This window comes from Mediterraneibacter gnavus ATCC 29149 (assembly GCF_008121495.1).
GTDB lineage: Bacteria > Bacillota > Clostridia > Lachnospirales > Lachnospiraceae > Mediterraneibacter > Mediterraneibacter gnavus.
The window spans coordinates 2,490,500-2,514,197 of record NZ_CP043051.1 but is presented as its reverse complement, the minus strand read 5'-3'; the positions used below and the strand labels follow the sequence as shown (position 1 = coordinate 2,514,197).

The following is a 23,698-nucleotide window of genomic DNA, read 5'->3' as shown; positions in this document are numbered from 1 at the left end:
TATTATTTTAGCAGTTAGTCTTAGGATTGACTGCTTTTTTCATACCCAGAAAGGAGTGATTGATTTATGCAAAAGATTTTTAACAAAGGACACCGTATCAGAGCCAGCGACAAGCACCTTGTCTACCACTTTTCCATAGGAACGCTTCTGTTTGTATTCGTGGCGGTTCTCCTGCTACTGAATATCAAACAGCTCATGCGTACTGATTGGGAACATTTCAGCTTGTTAGAGAACGGCTTGACGCTTTCCCCTTACAACTTCATAACTATACTGATAGCGACTGGTGTTTGTGCATTGGTCGTTTTTCTGTATTACCACTTCTGTTACGATAGTTTCAAGAAGCTCCTGCACCGTCAAAAGCTGGCAAGAATGGTACTGGAAAATAAGTGGTATGAAGCCGATACCGTACAAGACAGCGGTTTTTTTACTGACCTGCAAAGCAGATCAAGGGAAAAAATCGTCTGGTTTCCAAAGATTTATTATCAAATGGAAAAGGGACTGCTTCATATCCGCTGTGAAATTACGCTGGGAAAATATCAAGACCAGCTTTTACGGTTAGAGGATAAATTGGAAAGTGGCTTATATTGTGAGCTGACCGACAAGACCCTGCATGACGGCTATATTGAATATACCCTGCTTTATGATATGATAGCGAACCGCATTACCATTGATGAAGTACGGGCAGAAAACGGCTGTCTGAAACTGATGAAAAATCTTGTCTGGGAATATGACGCACTCCCTCACGCTCTGATTGCTGGTGGAACGGGTGGCGGTAAAACTTATTTTCTGCTGACGCTTATTGAAGCCTTACTGCATACCAACGCTGTCCTTTACATCTTAGACCCGAAGAACGCTGACCTTGCAGACTTAGGGACAGTTATGGGAAATGTGTATCACACCAAAGAAGAAATGATTGATTGTGTCAATGCCTTTTATGAGGGAATGGTACAGCGAAGTGAGGAAATGAAGCAACACCCGAACTATAAGACGGGCGAAAACTACGCCTATCTGGGACTGCCACCCTGCTTTCTTATCTTTGATGAATATGTGGCATTTTTTGAAATGCTGGGGACAAAGGAAAGCGTGGGCTTGCTTAGCCAGTTAAAGAAAATCGTTATGTTAGGACGACAAGCAGGTTATTTCCTTATCGTTGCCTGCCAGCGTCCAGACGCAAAGTATTTCTCTGACGGTATCAGAGATAACTTCAATTTCCGTGTGGGACTTGGGCGTATCAGCGAATTAGGTTACGGTATGCTGTTCGGTTCAGATGTGAAAAAGCAGTTTTTCCAGAAGCGTATCAAGGGGCGTGGCTATTGTGATATGGGAACAAGCGTGATAAGCGAATTTTACACGCCTTTAGTCCCCAAAGGACATGATTTTTTACAAACAATCGGCAGGCTTGCACAAGAAAGACAAGTCATGCCAGAACAACAAGGAAAGGAAGATGTGATTGAATAAGGACACATTAAATGTTTATCACGCACCCACAGAGAAAAACTACCTCTGTTTGTGCTTGAATACAGATATTTTTACAACGGATTGCAGGAAATATATGTTAGATTGTTTTTTAGATTATTCTGTCAATCCAAATCTGCGATTTCATTCAAGGATAGATAAAATCATTGATGATGTTATTCGTGAAAAAATCAACATTCCTCATAAGTTTAGAATGAGGTTGGAAAGTAGACATTGCGTTGAAAGCAGGATAATCTATTTTCGATTTCGAGTTTTAGATAAGGCTTGTCTGCAATGTAATGTATTTCTTAAAGGGCTGTCTGAAGAAATGAAAGAAGCACTTTCAGATGAAAGAATAGATTTTGCGGTTATCTATGAGGGCATACAAGGTTCACAGCAGGACACAGACACGGACGACAAGGACGGGTTTTGCGGTTCTCAACCGCAAGTTCCGTTCTTGGCGGACGGGGCTTGTCCCGTCCGCTGATAAAACCCCTCGGTATCTAACAGAGGGGTACGTTTACAAATAGACAATAGACAAAAAACATAGGAAACATAAGGCTTCTGGCATGATTTTCTAACAAAAATCGGCTGTGAAGTCGCCTTAAAAAACTTCACACTTTATAGATTGGGGGTATGGTTCTGAATGAAGAACAATGGATAAAAGAATTACGGGAGAAGCGGATTGCTTACGGTATCTCACAAGGCAGACTGGCGGTGGCTTCTGGTATCACAAGGGAATATCTCAACAAGATAGAAAGTGGAAAAATGAAGCCGTCAAAGGAACTTCTGGAAACTCTGTATAAAGAACTGGCAAGGTTCAATCCAGAAGCACCGCTTACCATGCTGTTTGATTATGTGAAAATTCGTTTTCCCACGCTGGATATACAGCACATCATCAAAGATATATTAAAACTGAATATCAATTATATGCTCCATGAAGATTACGGACATTACAGCTATACGGAGCATTATTCTTTAGGGGACATCTTTATCTATACGTCGGCTGACGAGGAAAAAGGTGTCCTTTTAGAGTTAAAGGGGCGTGGTTGCAGGCAGTTTGAAAGTTACCTGCTGGCACAGCAAAGAAGCTGGTATGACTTCCTCATGGACGCATTGGTAGACGGTGGCGTGATGAAGCGTATCGACCTTGCTATCAACGACCATACGGGCATTTTGGATATTCCAGAGCTTGCGGAAAAATGCAGGAAACGGGAATATATCGGAAAGTCCAGAAGTTATAAGTTTTACCAGTCGGGCGAGCTTATCAAGCACAGAGAGGACGACAGAGAATATATGGGACGCACCCTTTATCTTGGTTCGCTGAAATCAGATGTGTATTTCTGTATCTATGAAAAGGACTATGAGCAGTACGTCAAGCTGGGGACACCGCTGGAAGAAGCTGATATTATCAACCGTTTTGAGATACGGCTTCGCAATGAACGTGCCTATTATGCAGTACGGGATTTGCTGACCTATTATGACGCAGAGCAGACCGCCTTTTCTATCATCAACCAGTATGTGCGGTTTGTTGATGAAGAACCAGACAAGCGGAAAAATGACTGGAAACTCAATGACCGCTGGGCTTGGTTTATCGGCGATAACAGACAGAGCTTGAAGCTGACGACAAAGCCAGAGCCTTACACCTTAGACCGTACATTGCGTTGGGTACAAAGGCAGGTAGCACCGACCTTGAAAATGCTGAAAAGAATTGATAAGGGAAACGGTACAGACTACATGGAAACAATCGAACAGCAGGCAAAGCTCACAGAAAAACATGAAATGATAATCAAACAGCAGACGACCCCTGCAAAAGATTTGGTGGAAAGTTAGGAGTGATAAAAAATGTGGATATTATTAAAAGACTTCCTGCTGGTATCTCTGGGAATGGGTATCGGCATAGTCTTGATGTGTATTTTGACTGTCGGCAAAGAAGCTGACTGTGAAATGAAACAATTAGAAGAAAGAGAGGACAAATAACATGAATTTCGGAAACAATTTGTATCAATGGTTTTTATCAAACGCACAGAGCTTGGTGCTTATGGCGATTGTGGTTATCGGTATCTACTTAGGGTTCAAGCGTGAGTTTTCCAAACTTATCGGCTTCTTGGTAGTTGCCTTGATTGCTGTCGGTTTGGTATTTAACGCCGGCGGTGTGAAAGATGTACTGTTAGAGCTATTCAACAAGATTATCGGTGCATAAATTTTTATTGTGATGTTGTTAATGGGGTGATATAATATGGATATAAAAATACAACTTTAGGAAGTGATATTTTATGTTAGGATTTAGTATAATGATGTGGTTTGTTTCTGCTATCCTTATATTCGTGAGTATTTCTTTATTAAAGGGAAATTACTCTTTTGTTCATGGTAAAGTATTTGATACTACTGATAACAAAAAAGGATATGCAAAAGAATTAGGAAAACCTGTTTTATTCGTAGGGATTGGTATTTTAGTATCTGGGGTAATTGCGATTATAGTAAAAAATCATTCTATTCCTACCGCAGTTTTTTTCTTGGCAATTATAGCTGGTATTGCTGGACTATGGCTACACAAAATACAAAAAAACTTCCGAAAATTTTAGTTTACAAATTTATATTTATATGCAAAGCAGTTGGTCTTAGGATTGACTGCTTTTTTCTTACCTAAAATTTCAGATTGGAGTGATTACATGAACGATATTTTTAAGGATATGCAGGCAAAAGTCGGCTGTGAATACATTTCCGACCTGCCCTCTTACAAGCGTAAGGTGTGGCAGGAAATGAAACGGTTGAACCCTGCCGATTATGAAGAAAAACAGTTAGAAGATTTTTCAAAGTATGTGTTTGGTATGTCGTACCAGAGCTTAAAAGATGTGATGAAACAACAGAAAGGACGTGAGGAACAATGCAGGAAACAAGGGTGCTGGTGGAAACGAGAGGAACAACTGGCAAAGAAACAACATCATACTGGTTCGACCTGCCGATAGATGTTGCAGAGTTTGAAGAAAAGTTAGGTGTCGGTGCAGAAAGTCAAGATTACCGCATTATCGAAAAGGTACTGCCCTTTGCTGATGAAGTCCACGAACATACAAGCGTGTACCAGCTCAACGAACTAGATTTTATGTACCGCCAGCTTTCAAGCGATATGCAGGAAGAATATACAGCACTTCTTACCGTGTATGAAAACTTAGAAGCACTTTATATTTGCAGAAACGTGATTACGGTTTATCCCGACTGCAAAAGCATGATAGATGTTGCAAGGCAAAAGCTGATGAATGACCCGACATTCAAGCATTTATCCGAGGACTGTCAAGAATATTACTTTGACTTTGAAGCCTATGCTTCTCACTTGCAGGAACACGGGAAATTTTTAGTAACAGAACACGGTATCTTTGAACTGCCAGAGTAGGAAATGAGGTGGTGCTTATGATTGATGATATGGCGGTTTATATTGCTAATCTTGGCAAATACAATGAGGGCTATTTAGTCGGTGCTTGGTTCACTTTTCCTATTGACGAGGAAGATGTGAAAGAAAAAATCGGCTTGAATGAACAGTATGAGGAATACGCAATCCATGATACCGACAACTTCCCCATTGCGATTGGCGAGTATGTTTCCATTGAAGAACTCAATGAGATGTATGAAATCATAGAGGAACTTCCTGACTATATCGTAGAGTGTCTGGACGAATTTATCAGCCACTACGGGACGCTGGAAGAAGTTGTGGAACACAAGGACGATATTTATTATTATCCCGACTGTGAAACCATGACAGACGTTGCCTACTACTACATAGACGAATTGCAGGCACTTGGGGACATTCCACCCAGCTTACAGAACTACATTGACTATGAAGCCTACGGGCGAGATTTGGATATGGGTGGTTGCTTTATTGAAACAAGCCGAGGTATGTGCGAGATACCATATTAACGCTGGAAGATCAGCGACAAGCATGGTTGCTACTGACAGCGTATTTCTCTTTAAGGGACAGTCTGAAACATGGCTGTCCTTTCCATTTAGAAACTTACGAAAGGAGCTGAAAGAACTTGAAAAAGATTAAATCTTATACGGGTATCTGGAACGTGGAAAAAGTCTTGTATGCAATCAATGACTTTAACTTACCCTTTCCCGTTACCTTTACACAGATTACATGGTTTGTGATTACGGAATTTATCATCATTCTGTTTGGGGATATTCCCCCACTTTCCATGATTGAGGGAGCATTTCTCAAATACTTTGGTATTCCCGTTGCTCTCACTTGGTTCATGTCGCAGAAAACCTTTGACGGAAAGAAGCCGTACAGCTTTTTGAAATCACAGATAACCTATGCCCTGCGACCTAAAATCACTTATGCAGGAAAAGCCGTAAAACTGCATAAGCAGACCTTGAATGAAACAATCACGGCAGTAAGGAGTGTGAACTATGTTCCCGATAAAATATATTGACAATAACCTTGTCTGGAACAAGGACAATGAGGTATTCGCCTACTATGAGCTGATACCGTACAACTATTCTTTCTTATCCGCAGAGCAGAAATTTATCGTGCATGACAGTTTCAGACAGCTCATTGCACAGTCCCGTGAGGGTAAAATTCATGCGTTGCAGATTGCCACAGAAAGCTCCATACGAAGTATGCAGGAGCAGTCAAAGAAACTGGTAACGGGAAAATTAAAGGAAGTTGCCTACCAGAAGATAGACGAACAGACCGAAGCGTTAGTATCTATGATTGGGGACAATCAAGTGGACTACCGCTTTTTTCTTGGCTTTAAGCTCATGGTTACAGAAGAACAGCTTAATCTGAAGAACATCAAAAAATCGGCGTGGCTGACATTCAAGGAATTTCTCCATGAAGTAAACTACACGCTGATGAATGACTTTGTTTCCATGCCGAATGATGAAATCAACCGTTACATGAAAATGGAAAAGTTACTGGAAAATAAAATCTCCCGTCGTTTTAAGGTGCGTCGCTTGGAAATCAACGATTTTGGGTATCTCATGGAACATCTTTACGGCAGGGACGGTATCGCCTATGAAGATTATGAGTACCAGCTACCAAAGAAGAAATTGCAGAAAGAAACGCTGATAAAATACTACGACCTTATCCGTCCGACAAGGTGTGTGATTGAGGAAAGCCAGCGGTATTTACGATTGGAACATGAGGACAAGGAAAGCTATGTGTCCTACTTTACCGTCAATGCGATTGTTGGCGAGCTTGATTTTCCGTCAAGTGAAATCTTTTATTTCCAGCAACAGCAATTCACATTCCCCGTTGATACTTCTATGAATGTAGAAATCGTGGAGAACAGAAAGGCTCTTACCACAGTAAGAAATAAGAAAAAGGAATTGAAAGACCTTGACAATCACGCTTATCAAGCAGGAAGTGAAACCAGCTCAAATGTGGTGGACGCATTAGACAGCGTGGACGAGCTGGAAACCGATTTAGACCAGAGCAAAGAAAGTATGTATAAGTTAAGCTACGTGATACGGGTGTCTGCACCCGATCTTGACGAGCTGAAACGCCGTTGTGATGAAGTCAAGGACTTTTACGATGACCTCAATGTAAAGCTGGTGCGCCCTGCTGGGGATATGCTGGGGCTTCATTCTGAATTTCTTCCAGCCAGCAAGCGATATATCAATGACTATGTGCAGTATGTAAAATCAGACTTCTTGGCAGGGCTTGGCTTTGGAGCGACCCAGCAGTTAGGGGAAACTACGGGTATCTATATGGGCTATTCCGTTGATACGGGAAGAAATGTGTACCTGCAACCGTCTTTAGCTTCGCAGGGCGTAAAAGGCACAGTTACAAATGCCCTTGCTTCTGCTTTTGTCGGTTCGCTTGGCGGTGGAAAGTCGTTCTGCAACAATCTTCTTGTGTATTATTCGGTGTTGTTTGGGGGACAAGCGGTTATCTTAGACCCAAAATCAGAGCGTGGCAACTGGAAAGAAACACTTCCAGAAATCGCCCATGAAATCAATATCGTAAATCTTACCAGCGACAAGGACAATGCAGGACTTCTTGACCCATTCGTGATTATGAAGAATGTTAAGGACGCTGAAAGTCTGGCAATCGACATCTTGACATTCCTTACGGGTATTTCCTCTAGGGACGGCGAAAAATTCCCCGTACTTCGTAAAGCGGTTCGTTCCGTTACCCAGAGCGACAGTCGGGGCTTGCTCCATGTGATAGACGAGCTACGCCGTGAAGATACGCCCATATCAAGAAATATCGCAGACCATATCGACAGCTTCACGGACTACGACTTTGCACATCTGCTGTTTTCGGACGGTACGGTAGAAAATGCTATCAGTCTGGATAACCAGCTCAATATCATTCAAGTAGCCGACCTTGTGTTGCCAGATAAAGACACGACCTTTGAGGAATACACGACCATTGAATTATTGTCGGTGTCTATGCTAATTGTGATTAGCACCTTTGCCCTTGATTTTATCCATTCGGACAGAAGTATTTTTAAGATTGTAGATTTGGACGAAGCATGGGCGTTCTTAAATGTGGCACAAGGGGAAACCTTATCAAATAAGCTTGTTCGTGCTGGACGAGCTATGCAGGCAGGCGTTTATTTTGTTACACAATCTTCTGGCGACGTGTCAAAGGAAAGTCTGAAAAACAATATCGGCTTAAAATTCGCTTTCCGTTCTACTGACATCAACGAGATAAAGCAGACCTTAGAATTTTTCGGTATCGACAAGGACGACGAGAACAACCAGAAACGGCTTCGTGATTTGGAGAACGGACAATGCTTATTGCAGGACTTATACGGGCGTGTCGGTGTGGTGCAGATACACCCCGTCTTTGAAGAACTGCTACACGCCTTTGATACCAGACCGCCCGTACAGAGAAATGAGGTGGAGTGATGAAAGAAAGGATAAAAGGTGCGTTCAAAAAAAAGAAGATTTTCCACTTTCTCAAAATGGTTCTGTTTGTCGTGGCACTCTCCCTTATCCTGCTTTCACTTTTGGGGACGGTAGCTCATGCGACGGGGCTTGTGGACGATACCATAAACGCAGAAAATCTATATTCAAAATATTCTCTTTCCAACTACCAGCTTGATTTTTATGTGGATAATAGCTGGTCGTGGTTGCCGTGGAACTGGCTGGACGGGATTGGAAAATCGGTGCAGTACGGGCTTTACTGCATTACCAACTTTGTCTGGACGATAAGCCTTTATTTAAGCAATGCTACGGGCTATGTGGTGCAGGAAGCCTATAAGCTGGACTTCATCAATGATATGGCAGACAGTATCGGAAAAAGCATACAGACCCTTGCAGGCGTAACACAGAACGGTTTTTCCAGTTCTGGCTTTTATGTCGGTTTCCTGCTTCTCATTATCTTAGTGGTGGGACTTTATGTTGCTTATACGGGACTGATAAAACGGGAAACCAGCAAGGCACTTCACGCTGTTATCAACTTTGTGGTGGTGTTCGTGCTGTCCGCTTCCTTTATTGCCTACGCTCCCGACTATATCAAGAAGATAAATGAATTTTCATCAGACATCAGTACCGCTTCTTTGGACTTGGGAACAAAAATCATGCTCCCCAACTCTGACAGCGAGGGCAAAGACAGCGTGGACTTGATACGGGACAGCTTATTTTCTATTCAAGTACAACAGCCGTGGCTACTTCTGCAATTCGGTAACAGCAACGCAGAAGAAATCGGGACAGACCGTGTCGAAGCTCTTGTATCAACAAGCCCAGAGGACGAGGACGGCAAGACCAGAGAGGAAGTCGTGAAAACAGAAATTGAGGATAACGACAACAACAATCTGACGATACCGCAGGTCGTAAACCGTTTAGGTATGGTGTTTTTCCTACTGTTCTTCAATTTAGGGATAACGATATTTGTATTCTTGCTTACGGGCATGATGTTGTTCAGCCAGATACTTTTTATTATCTTTGCAATGTTTTTGCCTATCAGTTTTTTACTCTCCATGATACCGAGCTATGAAAGCATGGCAAAGCAGGCAATCGTGAGGGTATTTAATACCATAATGACACGGGCAGGAATAACGCTCATTGTAACGGTGGCGTTCAGCATTTCCAGTATGTTTTATAACATCTCCACAGACTACCCGTTTTTCATGGTGGCGTTCTTGCAGATAGTGTGTTTTGCTGGTATTTATATGAAGCTGGGCGACTTAATGAGTATGTTCTCACTTAATGCTGGCGACAGTCAAAGCATGGGACGCAGGATATTCCGCAGACCGTATCTGTTTATGCGACATAGGGCTAGGCGTATGGAACACCGTATTGCAAGGGCGGTAAGTGCTGGCGGTATTTCGGGCGGTGTGGCTGGTGCGGTGGCTGGAAGTGCCGTTGCTAATAAACGAGCTGAAAGAAAAAATACAGCTTCTAAAGAAAATCGGGGCAATACCACTTCCAGCATGGGACAGCGTGCAGGCTCAAAGGTGGGTGCTGTCTTAGATACGAAAAATAAAGTGAAAGACAAAGCAAACGCTGTCAAAGAAAACATCAAGGATATGCCGACACAGACCGCTTATGCGGTGTATTCCGCAAAGGAAAAGGCAAAGTCCAGCGTGTCCGACTTCAAGCGTGGCATGGTGCAGGAACAGCAGTACAGACAGACGGGACGCTTGGAAAAGCAGGAACAACATAGACAAAATATCGCTGACAAGCGTATGGAGCTTCAAAAGGCACAAGAAGCAAGGCAGGCACAGCGAAAGTCTGACGGATCAGCGACAACGGGAGCTACCCGTCCCCATGAGCGACCAGCCACAGCTTCAAAGCCGAGTGCGGAAAAAATGCAGGAAGTCAAACGCCCTGCCACAGCGACCACTTCAAAAGCAAGTGAACCAGTCAAGACAAATGTTATCAAAGAGCGTCCGTTATCTTCTGGTGCTTCTGATAGAAAAGCGACCCAACCTACGCAGACAGTACATAGGCAGAATGTAGAAAAAGTAGTATCGCAGGAAACACGCCAGAATTACACCAAAGACCGCAGGATAAAGGTTCAGCAGACGCAGACCGTCCAAAAGAACCAGCAGACCACAGAGAAAAAACGTAACCTTGTAACGAAGAAAGGACAAAAGAAAAAATGAAACTGAAACATATCGCTCTCATTGGCAGTCTGTTTCCTATCCTCTTTTCTCTGGTGCTTTTCTTTGGTGTCCTCATTAGTGCAGACAGCGACGACGAAAACAGCAATTTTTCTTCTGGCATTACGGGTATGAACTTATCCGCAGAAGTCTTGAAACATCAGCCTATGGTGGAAAAGTACGCCAGAGAATACGGCATTTCTGAGTATGTCAATGTGCTATTGGCTATCATTCAAGTAGAAAGTGGCGGTACGGCAGAAGATGTTATGCAGAGTTCAGAAAGTCTGGGACTACCGCCCAACTCTTTAGATACGGAAAGCTCAATCAAGCAGGGGTGTAAGTATTTTGCGTCCCTGCTTTCTTCCTGCAAAAATCAAGGTATCGACGACTTGAATGTAGCGATACAGTCCTATAACTATGGCGGTGGCTATGTGGGATATGTGGCAGGAAAAGGAAAGAAACATACCTTTAACCTTGCAGAGAGCTTCGCCCGTGAGAAATCGGGTGGAAAGAAAGTAACCTATACCAACCCGATAGCCGTTGCAAAGAATGGGGGCTGGCGGTATGGCTATGGAAATATGTTCTATGTGGAATTAGTCAATCAATATCTGACCGTGGCACATTTTGATAATGCGACGGCACAAGCGATTATGAATGAAGCATTGAAATATCAAGGCTGGAAATATGTGTATGGTGGCAGTAACCCGAACACTTCCTTTGATTGTAGCGGACTTGTGCAATGGTGTTATGGAAAAGCTGGTATCTCCTTACCGAGAACAGCACAAGCACAGTATGACGCTACCCAACATCTTCCACTCTCGCAGGCAAAGGCTGGGGACTTGGTATTTTTCCATTCTACCTATAACGCTGGTTCGTATGTAACCCACGTCGGCATTTATGTAGGAAATAATCAGATGTACCATGCAGGCGACCCGATAGGATATGCAGACCTAAGTAGTAGTTACTGGCAACAGCACTTAATCGGTGCAGGACGAGTAAAACAATAGAAAGGACTTGAAAAATATGTTTAAGAAGAATAAGAAACAGACAGAAACTATCAAAGAACCAAAAGAAAAAAAGGTGCGTACTGTTAAGGTAGGCACACATAAGAAAACCGTGATTGCGTTGTGGGTGGTGCTTATCGCAAGCGTGAGCTTTGGAGTGTATAAGAATTTTACCGCTATCGACCAGCACACGACCCATGAAAAAGAAATCATTGAACTTCGCTTGCAGGACACCAACGGGATTGAAAATTTCGTGAAGAATTTTGCGAAGTCCTATTACACATGGGATAACAGCAAAGAAGCGATTGAAGCAAGAACGCAGGCAATCAGCGGTTATCTGACAAAAGAATTGCAGGATTTGAATGTTGATACAATCAGAACGGATATACCGACCAGCTCCACAGTTACAGATGTGATTGTATGGCATATCGAGCAATCGGGAACGGACACTTTTTCTGCTACCTACGAAGTAGATCAGCAGATAAAAGAGGGAGAACAGACAAGTAATGTCACGGCAACCTATACCGTAAAAGTCCATGTGGACGCTGACGGGGATATGGTAATCGTTCAGAACCCTACCCTTGCACCAGCAATCGAAAAATCAGACTATGAGCCTAAGACACCAGAAACAGACACAAGCGTAGACGCTGATACGGTAAATGACGCTACCGCATTTCTGGAAACATTCTTTAAGCTGTACCCGACAGCCACAGAAAAAGAACTTGCCTACTATGTATCGGGAAATGTGATTGAACCTATCGGCAGGGACTATCTTTATTCTGAATTGGTAAACCCTATCTTTACAAAGGACGGGGACAATGTGAAAGTCAAGGTTGCGGTAAAATTCATTGATAATCAGACAAAGGCAACACAAGTATCACAGTATGAACTTGTGCTACAAAAGGATAGCAACTGGAAGATTGTAGAATAAATGATATAAAAAGACCGTAGCCTGTAATACACATTTATGTGCCTTACAGCTACGGTTATTTTTGAAATTGATTGCGTATATCCTTGTCTTTACGAAACGCTATTTTAGCAGACTTCATTAAATCTACTAAGAAACGTACTTCGTATTCATCACAGTCTGACAAAATATCTTTTGCTTCTTTTTCAAAAACGATTTTAGAAGTAATCACATTATCGCATAAAAGAGTATCGACTGATACAGAAAGTGCATTGGCAATCGCAATCAAGGTTGGTAAACTGACTTTTGTTTTTCCTGTTTCTACATTGCTCATGTGTGCTGGCGTAATGTCTATAAGGTCGGCAACGGTTTCTTGTGTTACGCCCTTTTTAATTCTTGCAATTTTAATACGCTGTCCGATTGCTTTGTAATCAACTTCCACAGTTTCCTCTCCTTTCCTGCTTTTTTATATTGTAACCATTCGCAGAGTGTAATATAATACTCTGTATAAATGAACAATTCTTTCAGTATATATTCAGGCTAAAAAGTTTAAAATATGGAAGAATATAAATGCAAAGGGGTATGTCTATATGTTAAGATTTCGTAAAAAGGATAGTAAAGAGCTTATAAAAAGAATGGCTAAAACAAATGGCTGTTCGGTATCTGAAATTCGCAGAGAAATGCAGTATGCTATTGATGAAGCTAGAAATAGTGATGACCCAGACAAGCAAGCGGAATTTCAACGCTTATTTGGAAATAAGATACCTAGTCCAGAAGAATTTATTTGTGTAGTTGGCAAGAATTTAAAATTTTAGCAGATGTGGAGCGTATATGATGAAAAAAGCAGAAATGCAGGAACAGGAATTTTTAGAGATTTGTTCTTCTTATGACTATGACTTATTAACTAACAAAATAGAAATGACATTAAAAGACTATCAACGAATTACTTATTTAGTTGGTTCTCTAGGATATAGTCAATATCTTCAATTCCTTATTGGAAAATATATGGACTTAGCACAGGCTGACGAAGAACAAGAAGAAAGAGAACATGAAATATATTTGGAATACCCAGAGTATTATGAGGACGAGGGAATTTTGGAAGAGGAAGAAAAATGGCTGGAAGAATTTTTAAATCAACTTCCAGAGAATAAAAGAGAATATTTTGAAAGACTTATAAAAGAAAGTCAAAGCTACTAGAAAAATAAAAAGTTACTGTATTCAGATGTTCTGATCACAGTAACTTTTTATCATTATACAAGGGAAAACAAATGCTGATAGACAAAATATTTCCTTCGTAACTTACATTTTCAATTTTACCGTCAATTTTTTTTAGCAATTCTTTTACAATATACAAGCCTAAACCAGAACTTCCTTTGTTGCGTGACTTATCAGGGGTATAAAACTTGTTAAATAATAAGTTTACATCAATATTATCAAGAGATTTTGTTGAATTTTTAATCGTGAACACTCCTTTTTGATTGATAGAAACTTCAATGTAGTTATCTGAATAACGAAGTGCATTTACAATTAAATTTTCAATAATTCGTTTACAGATAAGATTATTTCCGTATATCCATACAGGAGAATTTTCTGTTTGAATGATTGGCTGGATTTCTCCAAATTCATAATACTTTTCAATTAAACAATCTGTAACAATTCTATTTATATCAATACGCTCACATTCAACATCCGATTGCTCATTTTCTAACACAGACAAATCATAAAAGTATTGCACTAACTCTGTGAGATAGTCAGTTTTTGCTTTAATGATTTTCAGATATTGTTCTTGCTCCTGTTTATTTTCACATTCCTGCAAAAGTGTTAAATAGCCTTGTATAGATGTCAAAGGTGTTCTTAAATCATGGCTTATATTAGATATAGATTGTTTTAACTGTTCTTCCTCCTGCTTAATTTGAACCTGCATTTTTTTATGTAGAGTATCTTTTTGATTGATTGCATAAGCTAATTCTTCAATATACTTATTTGATAAGGACACCCGTATTTTCCGCTGTTCCTTTATTTGCTTATTTATATTATGAATGGTTCTGATAATAGAGAATAGGGAAAATACTAATATGAAAATAAGACAAATCAATAAAAAATATAACATATTCGCATTTCCCCTTTCTGTTATGATTAGCGTATTTCTTGCTTTCTTAATATCAATGCTGAAACAAGAAATGTAATAATTACAGTTCCTACAAAATAAGTCAGAATATTGATTTCTAAATGATTTATCATATTGTAAGAACAAGTATTCATCCAGTAGTACATAGGATTTATTTTTAAGTAGGTTAGAACTCTCCATGACTGAACCGACATATTATCCCATGTCATCATATAGATAAGCGGTCCACTAAATGTAAACAATGACATAGCACCTACAACGATTGCCGTATGTTTGAATATTACACATAACATAAGTGTGATTCCGATAAATGCTCCCATAACCATACAATTTAGTCCTGCAATTTTCAGCATTGGAAACAGTTGTATTGGAACATTAAATTTCGCACATTCTATTATAAATGCAATCATAATAAATGAAAAGTATAGAAATATACTGGTAATCGTAATCACAATATATTTCGCAACAAAAAACTTAATTCGGCTTTGTCCGCTTGCAATCGCAATTTTAATTGTTGAATCCGTATATTCTCTTGAAAAGAAAATGACAGAAAATATAAGAACAATCAGCCAGAAAAATACCGTATAAGATGTGGCTGTCCTTATTATTTCTTCAATCATTGGGTGTGCTGTATCGCTATAAGCACGTGCAAGAAATCCAACCGTTTCTCCTATTTTCCATGTTCCGTCTAAACTTGAACTTGATACCACAAATTGTTGCTGACCGCCTATGGAGAAAATTCCAAAGACCGCTAAAATCAAAGCAAAGGTTAAGTATAATGCCTTTGTATGAAATAATTTATAAAATTCTGCTCTTATTTGATTAAACATTTTTTCGTCCCCCTATTAGATTTTCAAAATATGTTTCCAAATTTTCTCCTTGCACAGAAATTTCATCAATAATAACTCCATTACTGGATAGCAATTTAGAAATCATTCTTACATTCTCTAAGCACTCGTATATACGAATAGAATTATCAGGGTAAACGGAGTAATTGTTAATTTTTCCCTTTTGCTCTAATAAAAGAGTGGTTTTTTGGATATTATCTGTCCTTAAACAAATATGGCGTTTACATTCTTCGTTTAATTTTTCAGCAGAAATTTGTTTCAAAAGTTCTCCTTCATGAAGAAATCCATAACAGTCAGCAAGCTGATGTAATTCACTTAATATATGGCTGGATATTAAAATCGTTACCTCTCGTTCTTTTACTAGTTTTTTAAGAAGTTCTCTTAATTCAATAATTCCTGTTGGGTCAAGTCCGTTGACGGGTTCGTCCAAAATTAAAAATTCTGGCTCACCTAATAATGCAACACCTAAAGCAAGCCTTTGTTTCATTCCTAAAGAAAAGTTTGCCACTCTTTTTTTGCCAGCATTGGATAAACCTATCAACTCTAAAGTATCGGCAATACACTTTTTGTTTGGAATCCCACGCTGTATCCTTTGTACTTCCAAATTTTGTGAAGCCGTCATATCCTTGTATAATGCTGGCATTTCAATCGTGCAACCGATTTTTGCCCTTTCATATTGTAGATTATCCGTATGTCCAAACAGGATTATTTCTCCCTCGCTCTTAAAATTAAGTCCCGTTAATAATCGGATTAAAGTTGTTTTTCCTGCCCCATTTTCGCCTACAAGACCGTAGATTTCTCCTTTTGGAATAGTTAAGTTCACATTCTTTAAGGCATAGAAATCTTTATATTTTTTGCTTAGATTTTTTGTTTCGCATATAAATTTTTTCATTCTAAACACTCCTTTCTATGCCACTATATCCGATAAGTCTAAAGAAAATCTAAAGTTATTTAATTTTATAACCGATTCCCCAAATGGTTTGTATATAATCTTCATTTGTAATCGCCTTAATTTTTTTACGAATATGACTGATATGGGTATTTATCGTATCATCATCATAAGCATACGTTTCATTCCAAATGGATTCATATAAATTTTGCTTTGAAAAAATTTTTTGCGGATATTGTAATAATAGTCTTAAAATCTTTAACTCGGTTGATGTAAAAGGTACTAATACTTCTTTTATATAAACTAGAGAGTTGTTGATTTCAATATCTCTATATGTCAAAGTATCATTTTGACAGGAAGTATTTGAAGTCCGTTTCAAATTTGCTTCAATACGAGCAAGAAGCTCATGCAAGTCAAACGGCTTAGTCATATAATCATCAGCACCTAATTTTAATAAGTCTATTTTTGTCTGTACCATTGTTTTTGCAGAAACAACAATAACTGGAGCGTTTGTAAATTTACGCAATCTCTGTAATACATCATTTCCGTTTAACCTCGGTAACATAATATCAAGTATTATTAAATCTGGAACAAGCGATTTACACAATTCTATTCCCTCTGCACCATTCAATGCATAATGAACGATATATTTATTATTTTCTAAGAATTTTGCAATCATATTGCAAATGTCTATATCATCTTCGATAATAGCAATTTTATTCATGCGGTTTCATCTCCTCTAATCAGATATTGTATCATAAGGATTTTTTACTATCTACATAAAACAAAGTAGTATGCGACAGATTTAGAAATTATTTAGAAATATACTTTATGATTTTGGAAAATAATTTTGATATGCAAATTAAGAAGTATGTTTCATGGAATGTTTTAAAGAAATCTATCGGCTATAAATGGAAAAAACAATCAATCAAATCGTTAATTAGATATATAAATTCATTCGCTCGTGCAAACATTCTGTTTTGTGCGGGCTTTTTTCATACCCGAAAAAAATTCAAAAATTTTTCAAAAGAGGTCATTAAATCACACCTAGCTGTCCTTATATGGTGCGGAAAGAGGGATAAACACTTTTCAAATCATAAAGGAAAGGGGGTGAGATTGATGAAACCGTCTGACTTCCAGAAAACAGTTCAATGTCGTTTTGAAAGTTGTTTAAAGAAAGTTGTCCGTAGTGTCGTGAAAGATTATTACAAGGAATTAAACCGTCGTAAGAATAAAGAAATATCTTTCAGCGAATTGCCAGATGTCCTTGTTGATAAAATGGCTGTTTGGGACGACTACGAAACAGATTATACAATCTTTTCAGTATGTGGCATTGATATTCGTGTCCTTGATGATGAATTGGCAGAAGCCTTGAAGAAGCTTCCAGAAAGAAAACGCAATACTCTGTTGATGTATTACTTCTTGGAAATGACAGAAAGTGAAATTGCCAACTTGCAGAAAATCACGCAAAGCGGTGTATTTAGAAACCGACATCACGCTTTGGAAACTATGAAAAAAATACTCAAGGAGGAACATTAGAAAATGAAACAGTTATTTAAAAAGCCGTCCTATTACTTGATTTCATCAGCTATGGACGGAAACGAAAAAGCGATTGAGAAATTGCTGGCATTTTATGACCCTTACATATCAAAGTGCTGTTTACGTTCACTTTATGATGAATACGGCAATGTTTATATCGTTGTAGATATGGAACTAAAAGGACGTATCAGAGAAGCACTTATCAAAATGATTTTAGGTTTTGATATTGAAGATATGGACTTAGAACCAGAAGAATAAGCAGTTTTTAGCGGAGCATGATTTAATGTCCCCCTCTTTCCTGCTCTGCACCTGCTTTTACATGAAAGCAACACGCTTTCGCCACAGCTCTTTGACAACTGAATAAAGCAGACAGATACGTTTGTGAGATAGCGAGCCACGGGAACTGTACGCCACGACCTTTCCAAAAGAAAGCGAGCGACCCACGCAGTGATCCGAGAGCGACTGTTGGAAAAGTCGTTTTGCCACGACCTATCCTCACAGAATAATGATACGTCCGCATGGTGTGGTTCTGCCCACAAGAATGGGAATAGTTGAGATACTAACGGAGCTTTCCAAAGCCGTCTGCCTGCTTGTAAAAAATGACACACAGTAAAGGGGGTGCATAGATTATGAACAATACTGATGTGCCTATCTGGGAAAAATATACGCTGACGATTGAAGAAGCGTCCAAATACTTCCGCATTGGCGAAAAGAAATTGCGTAAATTAGCCGAAGAAAACATTGACGCTGGCTGGGTTATCGTGAACGGTAATCGTATTCAGATTAAGCGAAAACAATTTGAAAAAATCATAGATACATTGGACGAAATCTAATGTCATTGAGCCGTAGATATGGTATAATAAGGTATAGCGTATCACGGCTCATTCCATGACGGAAAGGAGCTTTACACTATGTCTAATGTGAAACGAAAAGACAGTAAAAATCGCAATTTGCGTAATGGAGAGAGCCAGCGAAAAGACGGAAGATACGTTTATAAATATACCGATATATACGGAAAGCCACAATTTATCTATTCTTGGAAACTTGTACCGACAGACAAGACACCTGCTGGAAAGCGTGATGATATATCGTTGAGGGAAAAAGAAGCACAGATAAAAAAAGACCTCAATGACGGTATCGACACGGCAGGCGGTAAAATGACAGTCTGCCAGCTTTATGAGAAGAAAAACAGCCAAAGAAAGAACATCAAGAGGGCTACTGAAAAGGGACGACAGTATCTTATGAACGCTCTGAAAAATGACCCATTGGGTATGAGGGCGATTGATACTGTTAAACAGTCGGACGCTAAAGAATGGGCTATCAGAATGAGCGAAAAAGGATATGCCTATAAAACGATTGATAACTACAAGCGTTCCTTGAAAGCGTCATTTTATATGGCAATACAAGACGACTGTATCAGAAAGAACCCGTTTGAATTTAAGCTAAGTGATGTTCTGGAAGATGATACGGAACAGAAAGTTATCCTTACACCAGAGCAGGAAGAACGCCTGCTTGCCTTTATGGAAAAGGACAAGATTTACAGCAAGTATTATGATGAGGTTGTGCTTCTGCTGGAAACGGGACTTCGTATTTCTGAATTTTGCGGACTGACGACGCATATTGATATGCAGAATAGAATACTCAATATAGACCACCAGTTATTGAAAGATAGCGAAATCGGCTACTATATTGAAACGCCAAAGACTAAAAACGGAAAACGGGAACTTCCATTAACAGAACGGGCTTATCAAGCAATCCAAAGAATACTAAAGAACAGAGGAAAGGCACAACCGCTGATTGTAGGTGGTTACAGCAATTTCTTATTCTTGAACCGTGAGGGCTTGCCTAAAGTTGCAGGAAACTATGAGGGCATGGTGCGAGGACTGATTAAGAAGTATAACAAGTACCACAAGGACAAGTTACCGAACATCACACCACATTCATTCCGACATACTTATTGTACGAATATGGCAAACAGAGGAATGAACCCTAATACCCTACAATATCTCATGGGACACGCTAACATAACCATGACACTTGGCTATTATGCACACGGTACATTTCAATCTGCAAAAGCGGAGCTGGAAAGACTGGCTTGTTAATATCGGAGCCTATATTTACTACTCATTTACTACTTTTGGTTGCATTTTCATGCTGGTAAATGCCAGCTTATGCAAGGTATCTTCCAAAAAGAAAATACCGATAAAGCCCTAAAATAAGGGATATATCGGCATTTACCAACTTATGAAAAGATAATCAGAAATTTAGTAAGTTTTTGTATTAAAAAGCTGATCATAATTCCTGCAATATCCAAAAGCGATAACACTACAATCTGTATCTTATGTTCTTTCTGTTCCATCATATTCCATTCCCCCCCCCTAAAATTTTCTCTTTTTTACTTCTATTCAGACTATATTTCTGTATTTTATACTATATCCCTTTATTTTAACCTTTTATAACTATAATACATTTCTTAACATTTTTCAACATTTCTTTTGGTTTTTCCATTTTCACTTCTCAACTAACGCAAACAAAGCGCACAGATATTCTGCACGCTTTGCTTCATCACTATTTTTTACTGAGCTTTGCTTCCCAATGTCACATCAACTGTCTGTTCCTGATATTCTCCACCATCTCCGGGAACCTGAAGCGTCAGTGTTACCTTTTCGCCTTTCTTATAGTACTGGAGCTGCTCCTGCAATGACTCCATACTGTCAATTGTGATTCCGTTGAATCCTACAATGATACTTCCTTTTGTAATTCCTGCATCAGCTGCTCCGCCTCCGCGTGATACTTCGGAAATATAAACACCTGTCGGCATTCCATAACGCTGAGAATCAGAATCTTCTACATCCAGTCCTGTAATTCCGAGATATCCTCTCTCTGCCTCAGATACTTTTGTCTTTGTCTCCTGATTCATCAGGTTTGTAATAATGTCTGTGACATCTGAGATTGGAATTGCATAGCCGATTCCTTCTACATTCTCTCCGATCAGTTTTGCAGAGTTGATTCCAATGACTTCTCCATTTGCATTCACAAGAGCTCCTCCACTGTTTCCGGGATTGATCGCTGCATCTGTCTGAATCAGTTTTACATCAGAAGATCCTGTTGTCTCTCCTGTTGCACTGTCTGTTGTCTGGCTCTCTCTGTCTGTTGCACTGATCACTCCTGTTGTCACGGACTGTCCGTATCCCAGTGCGTTTCCGATTGCAATGGCAGGTTCTCCTACTTTCAATTTTGTAGAATCTCCAAGTGTCGCTACTGAAATTTTGTCCAGTGTATCATCCGAAATCTTATCCAGCTGAACTGCGATCACAGCCAGATCATGTGCGGAATCTGTTCCTTTGATATCTGCTTCCACACTGCTCTGATCGTCAAATGTCACTGTCAGCTGATTGCTGTCTGCAACGACATGATTATTTGTAACGATCAAAAGCTCTGAATCTGTCTTTTCAATGATAATTCCTGTTCCTGCACTGGTCACTTCCTGCTGGGAGGTTCCTCCAAAGAAGCTCTGCACCTGCTGAACACTCATATTTGTGATGGATACAATTGATGGCATCACAGATTCCACAACACTGGAAACATCCGATGTAACTACACTGGACGTCTTCGTCAGTGTCGCTTTATTCTGTGTTGTATTAGATACTTCTTTTGCAGCCTTCTGATCCAGTCCCAGCACTTTGTTTCCGACTACATTTGTTGTTAAAAATGTGGCACTTGAAACCACTCCGAACAGCAACGCGCATCCTGTCACCACAACGGCCTTTGGCATCTTCTTTTTTGGTTTTTCATGATGCTCCGGGTTCGGCTGACTGCTATAAGATGAATCATTCTGCGGTTCCTCAGAATGGTAATAATTGTATTGATTCTCCATATCAATTCCTTCTTTCTCTTGTATTTTATACTGCTATCATACCGTCCTTTTGTGATGAAACTGTGTTCAATCCTTTAACAATTCTTGAAACCAGCTTTATTTATTCTACTGTTACAGATTTTGCCAGGTTTCTCGGTTTATCCACATCGCATCCTCTTCCGACGGAAATGTAATATCCGAACAGCTGAAGCGGAATGATCGCCAGAGAATTTGCAAAATATCGATTGGTCTGCGGAATGTATACAACGTAATCTGCCGCTTTTTCAATCTCATGATTTCCTTCATTTGTAATGGCAAGAACAAATGCTCCTCTGGTCCTTACTTCCACGATATTGCTGATGCTCTTTTTGTACAGCTCTTTCTGTGTAAGAATCGCTGTTACCAGTGTTCCCTCTTCGATCAGAGAAATGGTTCCGTGTTTCAATTCTCCCGCAGCATATGCCTCTGAATGGATATAAGAAATCTCTTTTAATTTCAGAGATCCTTCCATGGAAATCGCATAATCGATTCCTCTTCCGATAAAGAATACTTCTCTCGCTGCCAGATAACGGTTGGCAAACTTCTGGATGCGATTCTTGTTATTTAATAACAGCTCCACCTGCTCCGGAAGTTTCTGAAGATCTTCAATATATCCCCGCATTTCCGAATCTGTGATTTCCCCTCTCACAAATGCAAATTTCATGGCCAGCAGATACAATGCGATCAACTGACTGGAGTATGCTTTTGTTGTCGCAACCGCAATCTCCGGTCCCGCCCATGTATACATGACATTATCTGCCTCTCTTGCGATAGAACTTCCGACAACATTGACAATTCCAAGTACCTTTGCCCCTCTCTGCTTTGCTTCACGCAGTGCCGCCAGAGAATCTGCAGTCTCTCCTGACTGGCTGATGATCACAACCAATGTTCCGTCCTCCATGATCGGATCACGGTATCTGAACTCAGAAGCCAGATCTGTTTCCACCGGAATCCGAGCCATTCCTTCCATCACATATTTTGCAGTAACTCCCGCATGATATGCAGATCCACAGGCCACGATCATGATTTTGCGGATTGCCTTGATTTCCTCATCAGACATCCCAAGCTCTTCGATCACGATATCATTTCCTTTGATGCGCGGTGAAAACGTATCCAGGATTGCTTTTGGCTGCTCATACATCTCTTTCAGCATAAAATGCTCATATCCGCCTTTTTCTGCTGCATTGGCATCCCACTCAATATGCTCAGGAGTTTTCTCGATTTCTTCTTCATCTACATTGAAAAACTGCATCGAATCTTTTTCCATACGTACAATCTCTTCATTTTCAATAAAATATACATCTCTTGTATATTTCAGCACTGCCGGAACATCGGATGCGATCACACATCCGTTTTCTGTCTCTCCCACGATCAACGGACTGTCTTTTCGCACTGCATAAAGTTCATCCGGATGATCCTGGAACATGATCCCAAGTGCGTAAGACCCTTCTACTCGATGCATTACCTTTGTAATCGCCTGCAGAGGGTTTCCCTGATAATAGTAATCCAGAAGATGTGCCAGTACTTCGGTATCTGTCTCCGACACAAACTCATACCCTTTTTTCTCCAGCTTCTGTTTGAGTTTCAAATAGTTTTCAATAATTCCATTGTGCACAACAACAATATTTTTATTTTTGTTATAATGTGGATGTGCATTTACATCTGACGGTTCACCATGTGTTGCCCATCTGGTATGACCGATCCCGATTGTTCCCGGCATTGTCTGTCCGTCATGTGTCAGTTCACTGAGCACCTTTAAACGACCTTTTGATTTTTCTGTCTGAATCTCTGCTCCGTCATAGACTGCAATTCCGGCTGAGTCATATCCTCTGTATTCCAGCTTTGATAATCCATCCAGCAAAATCGGCGCTGCCTGCTTTTCTCCTACATATCCTACAATTCCACACATATCTTTCTCCTCCTTATACTCTCCTTAAAGTGACTATTTATAAATAAAATTGGGGCATACCACAGACTTTC

General features: G+C 39.9%; 27 protein-coding genes. 20 read left to right on the top strand and 7 right to left on the bottom strand.

All coding sequences use genetic code 11. The annotated features are described in order from the left end of the window. Positions 1–66 precede the first annotated feature (66 nt). The 14 genes from FXV78_RS12400 to FXV78_RS12335 all read left to right on the top strand — a co-directional run bounded on the left by FXV78_RS12400 (position 67) and on the right by FXV78_RS12335 (position 12,443). Positions 67–1,458 carry an FtsK/SpoIIIE domain-containing protein gene (locus FXV78_RS12400; protein ID WP_004843351.1) on the top strand — a complete coding sequence of 464 codons (1,392 nt, stop codon included), beginning with the start codon at positions 67–69 and terminating at the stop codon, positions 1,456–1,458. Then, positions 1,451–1,942 (top strand): hypothetical protein, encoded by a 492-nt coding sequence (locus tag FXV78_RS12395; protein WP_009905022.1) that lies wholly within the window; start codon positions 1,451–1,453, stop codon positions 1,940–1,942. Before FXV78_RS12400 ends, FXV78_RS12395 begins: the two co-directional genes overlap by 8 nt. 149 nt (positions 1,943–2,091) lie before the next feature. Then, entirely contained in the window at positions 2,092–3,288 is a 1,197-nt protein-coding gene (gene mobT, locus FXV78_RS12390) for a MobT family relaxase (RefSeq protein WP_004843353.1), read from the top strand. A 12-nt stretch (positions 3,289–3,300) separates the two neighbouring features. Continuing rightward, positions 3,301–3,435 carry a DUF3789 domain-containing protein gene (locus FXV78_RS12385; RefSeq protein WP_004843354.1) on the top strand — a complete coding sequence of 45 codons (135 nt, stop codon included), beginning with the start codon at positions 3,301–3,303 and terminating at the stop codon, positions 3,433–3,435. A gap of 1 nt (position 3,436) precedes the next feature. Continuing rightward, complete coding sequence (locus FXV78_RS12380) at positions 3,437–3,658, top strand: hypothetical protein (protein WP_004843355.1); 222 nt, start codon at positions 3,437–3,439, stop codon at positions 3,656–3,658. A gap of 73 nt (positions 3,659–3,731) precedes the next feature. After that, positions 3,732–4,040 (top strand): hypothetical protein, encoded by a 309-nt coding sequence (locus tag FXV78_RS12375; RefSeq protein WP_004843356.1) that lies wholly within the window; start codon positions 3,732–3,734, stop codon positions 4,038–4,040. Between the two features lie 87 nt (positions 4,041–4,127). Then, entirely contained in the window at positions 4,128–4,424 is a 297-nt protein-coding gene (locus FXV78_RS12370) for a hypothetical protein (RefSeq protein ID WP_004843358.1), read from the top strand. Next, complete coding sequence (locus FXV78_RS12365) at positions 4,343–4,846, top strand: antirestriction protein ArdA (protein WP_004843359.1); 504 nt, start codon at positions 4,343–4,345, stop codon at positions 4,844–4,846. Before FXV78_RS12370 ends, FXV78_RS12365 begins: the two co-directional genes overlap by 82 nt. 17 nt (positions 4,847–4,863) lie before the next feature. Then, positions 4,864–5,367 carry an antirestriction protein ArdA gene (locus FXV78_RS12360; RefSeq protein WP_004843360.1) on the top strand — a complete coding sequence of 168 codons (504 nt, stop codon included), beginning with the start codon at positions 4,864–4,866 and terminating at the stop codon, positions 5,365–5,367. A 116-nt stretch (positions 5,368–5,483) separates the two neighbouring features. After that, positions 5,484–5,882 (top strand): conjugal transfer protein, encoded by a 399-nt coding sequence (locus FXV78_RS12355; RefSeq protein ID WP_004843362.1) that lies wholly within the window; start codon positions 5,484–5,486, stop codon positions 5,880–5,882. Continuing rightward, positions 5,860–8,310, top strand: coding sequence for a conjugal transfer ATPase TcpF (gene tcpF, locus FXV78_RS12350; RefSeq protein WP_004843363.1), 2,451 nt, complete (start codon positions 5,860–5,862; stop codon positions 8,308–8,310). The genes FXV78_RS12355 and tcpF overlap by 23 nt, the downstream gene beginning before the upstream one ends. Next, complete coding sequence (locus FXV78_RS12345) at positions 8,310–10,511, top strand: CD3337/EF1877 family mobilome membrane protein (protein ID WP_004843364.1); 2,202 nt, start codon at positions 8,310–8,312, stop codon at positions 10,509–10,511. The genes tcpF and FXV78_RS12345 overlap by 1 nt, the downstream gene beginning before the upstream one ends. Continuing rightward, positions 10,508–11,515 carry a bifunctional lytic transglycosylase/C40 family peptidase gene (locus FXV78_RS12340; protein ID WP_004843365.1) on the top strand — a complete coding sequence of 336 codons (1,008 nt, stop codon included), beginning with the start codon at positions 10,508–10,510 and terminating at the stop codon, positions 11,513–11,515. The genes FXV78_RS12345 and FXV78_RS12340 overlap by 4 nt, the downstream gene beginning before the upstream one ends. A 16-nt stretch (positions 11,516–11,531) precedes the next feature. Beyond that, positions 11,532–12,443 (top strand): conjugal transfer protein, encoded by a 912-nt coding sequence (locus tag FXV78_RS12335; protein ID WP_004843366.1) that lies wholly within the window; start codon positions 11,532–11,534, stop codon positions 12,441–12,443. A 55-nt stretch (positions 12,444–12,498) separates the two neighbouring features. Here FXV78_RS12335 and FXV78_RS12330 read toward each other — a convergent pair whose 3' ends face one another. Continuing rightward, on the bottom strand, positions 12,499–12,861 hold the full coding sequence (locus tag FXV78_RS12330) for a helix-turn-helix domain-containing protein (protein ID WP_004843367.1): 363 nt from the start codon (positions 12,859–12,861) through the stop codon (positions 12,499–12,501). A 148-nt stretch (positions 12,862–13,009) separates the two neighbouring features. On the opposite strand from FXV78_RS12330, the gene FXV78_RS12325 reads away from it, so the two are divergent. Further along, entirely contained in the window at positions 13,010–13,234 is a 225-nt protein-coding gene (locus tag FXV78_RS12325; protein WP_004843369.1) for a sporulation initiation factor Spo0A C-terminal domain-containing protein, read from the top strand. Positions 13,235–13,253: 19 nt separating this feature from the next. Beyond that, positions 13,254–13,616, top strand: a complete 363-nt coding sequence (locus FXV78_RS12320; RefSeq protein WP_015530300.1) for a hypothetical protein — start codon at positions 13,254–13,256, stop codon at positions 13,614–13,616. Positions 13,617–13,650: 34 nt separating this feature from the next. On the opposite strand, the gene FXV78_RS12315 is transcribed toward FXV78_RS12320, so the two are convergent. From FXV78_RS12315 to FXV78_RS12300, 4 genes are read right to left on the bottom strand one after another with little or no spacing between them, the layout of a single operon-like run. Then, complete coding sequence (locus tag FXV78_RS12315; protein ID WP_004843371.1) at positions 13,651–14,529, bottom strand: sensor histidine kinase; 879 nt, start codon at positions 14,527–14,529, stop codon at positions 13,651–13,653. Positions 14,530–14,555: 26 nt separating this feature from the next. After that, the gene (locus FXV78_RS12310) at positions 14,556–15,377 is read right to left on the bottom strand and encodes an ABC transporter permease (protein ID WP_004843372.1); all 822 of its coding nucleotides are present in this window, start codon (positions 15,375–15,377) and stop codon (positions 14,556–14,558) included. After that, positions 15,370–16,287 (bottom strand): ABC transporter ATP-binding protein, encoded by a 918-nt coding sequence (locus FXV78_RS12305; RefSeq protein WP_004843373.1) that lies wholly within the window; start codon positions 16,285–16,287, stop codon positions 15,370–15,372. Before FXV78_RS12305 ends, FXV78_RS12310 begins: the two co-directional genes overlap by 8 nt. A 55-nt stretch (positions 16,288–16,342) precedes the next feature. Beyond that, positions 16,343–17,008, bottom strand: coding sequence for a response regulator transcription factor (locus FXV78_RS12300; protein WP_004843374.1), 666 nt, complete (start codon positions 17,006–17,008; stop codon positions 16,343–16,345). Between the two features lie 107 nt (positions 17,009–17,115). On the opposite strand from FXV78_RS12300, the gene FXV78_RS19055 reads away from it, so the two are divergent. The 4 genes from FXV78_RS19055 (at position 17,116) to FXV78_RS12270 (ending at position 19,925) form a co-directional block, all read left to right on the top strand. Then, a complete protein-coding gene (locus FXV78_RS19055; protein ID WP_004843375.1) occupies positions 17,116–17,823 on the top strand; it encodes an RNA polymerase sigma factor in 708 nt (235 codons plus the stop codon). 3 nt (positions 17,824–17,826) lie between these two features. Next, on the top strand, positions 17,827–18,081 hold the full coding sequence (locus FXV78_RS12290) for a helix-turn-helix domain-containing protein (protein ID WP_002322727.1): 255 nt from the start codon (positions 17,827–17,829) through the stop codon (positions 18,079–18,081). A gap of 371 nt (positions 18,082–18,452) precedes the next feature. After that, positions 18,453–18,656, top strand: coding sequence for an excisionase (locus FXV78_RS12275; RefSeq protein ID WP_004613735.1), 204 nt, complete (start codon positions 18,453–18,455; stop codon positions 18,654–18,656). 78 nt (positions 18,657–18,734) lie between these two features. Further along, positions 18,735–19,925 carry a site-specific integrase gene (locus FXV78_RS12270; protein WP_004843378.1) on the top strand — a complete coding sequence of 397 codons (1,191 nt, stop codon included), beginning with the start codon at positions 18,735–18,737 and terminating at the stop codon, positions 19,923–19,925. 473 nt (positions 19,926–20,398) lie between these two features. On the opposite strand, the gene FXV78_RS12265 is transcribed toward FXV78_RS12270, so the two are convergent. Together FXV78_RS12265 and glmS are read right to left on the bottom strand one after the other, a co-directional pair. After that, positions 20,399–21,700 carry a S1C family serine protease gene (locus tag FXV78_RS12265; RefSeq protein WP_004844482.1) on the bottom strand — a complete coding sequence of 434 codons (1,302 nt, stop codon included), beginning with the start codon at positions 21,698–21,700 and terminating at the stop codon, positions 20,399–20,401. Positions 21,701–21,800: 100 nt separating this feature from the next. Continuing rightward, entirely contained in the window at positions 21,801–23,627 is a 1,827-nt protein-coding gene (gene glmS / locus FXV78_RS12260) for a glutamine--fructose-6-phosphate transaminase (isomerizing) (RefSeq protein ID WP_004844483.1), read from the bottom strand. Between the last annotated feature and the right edge of the window lie 71 nt (positions 23,628–23,698).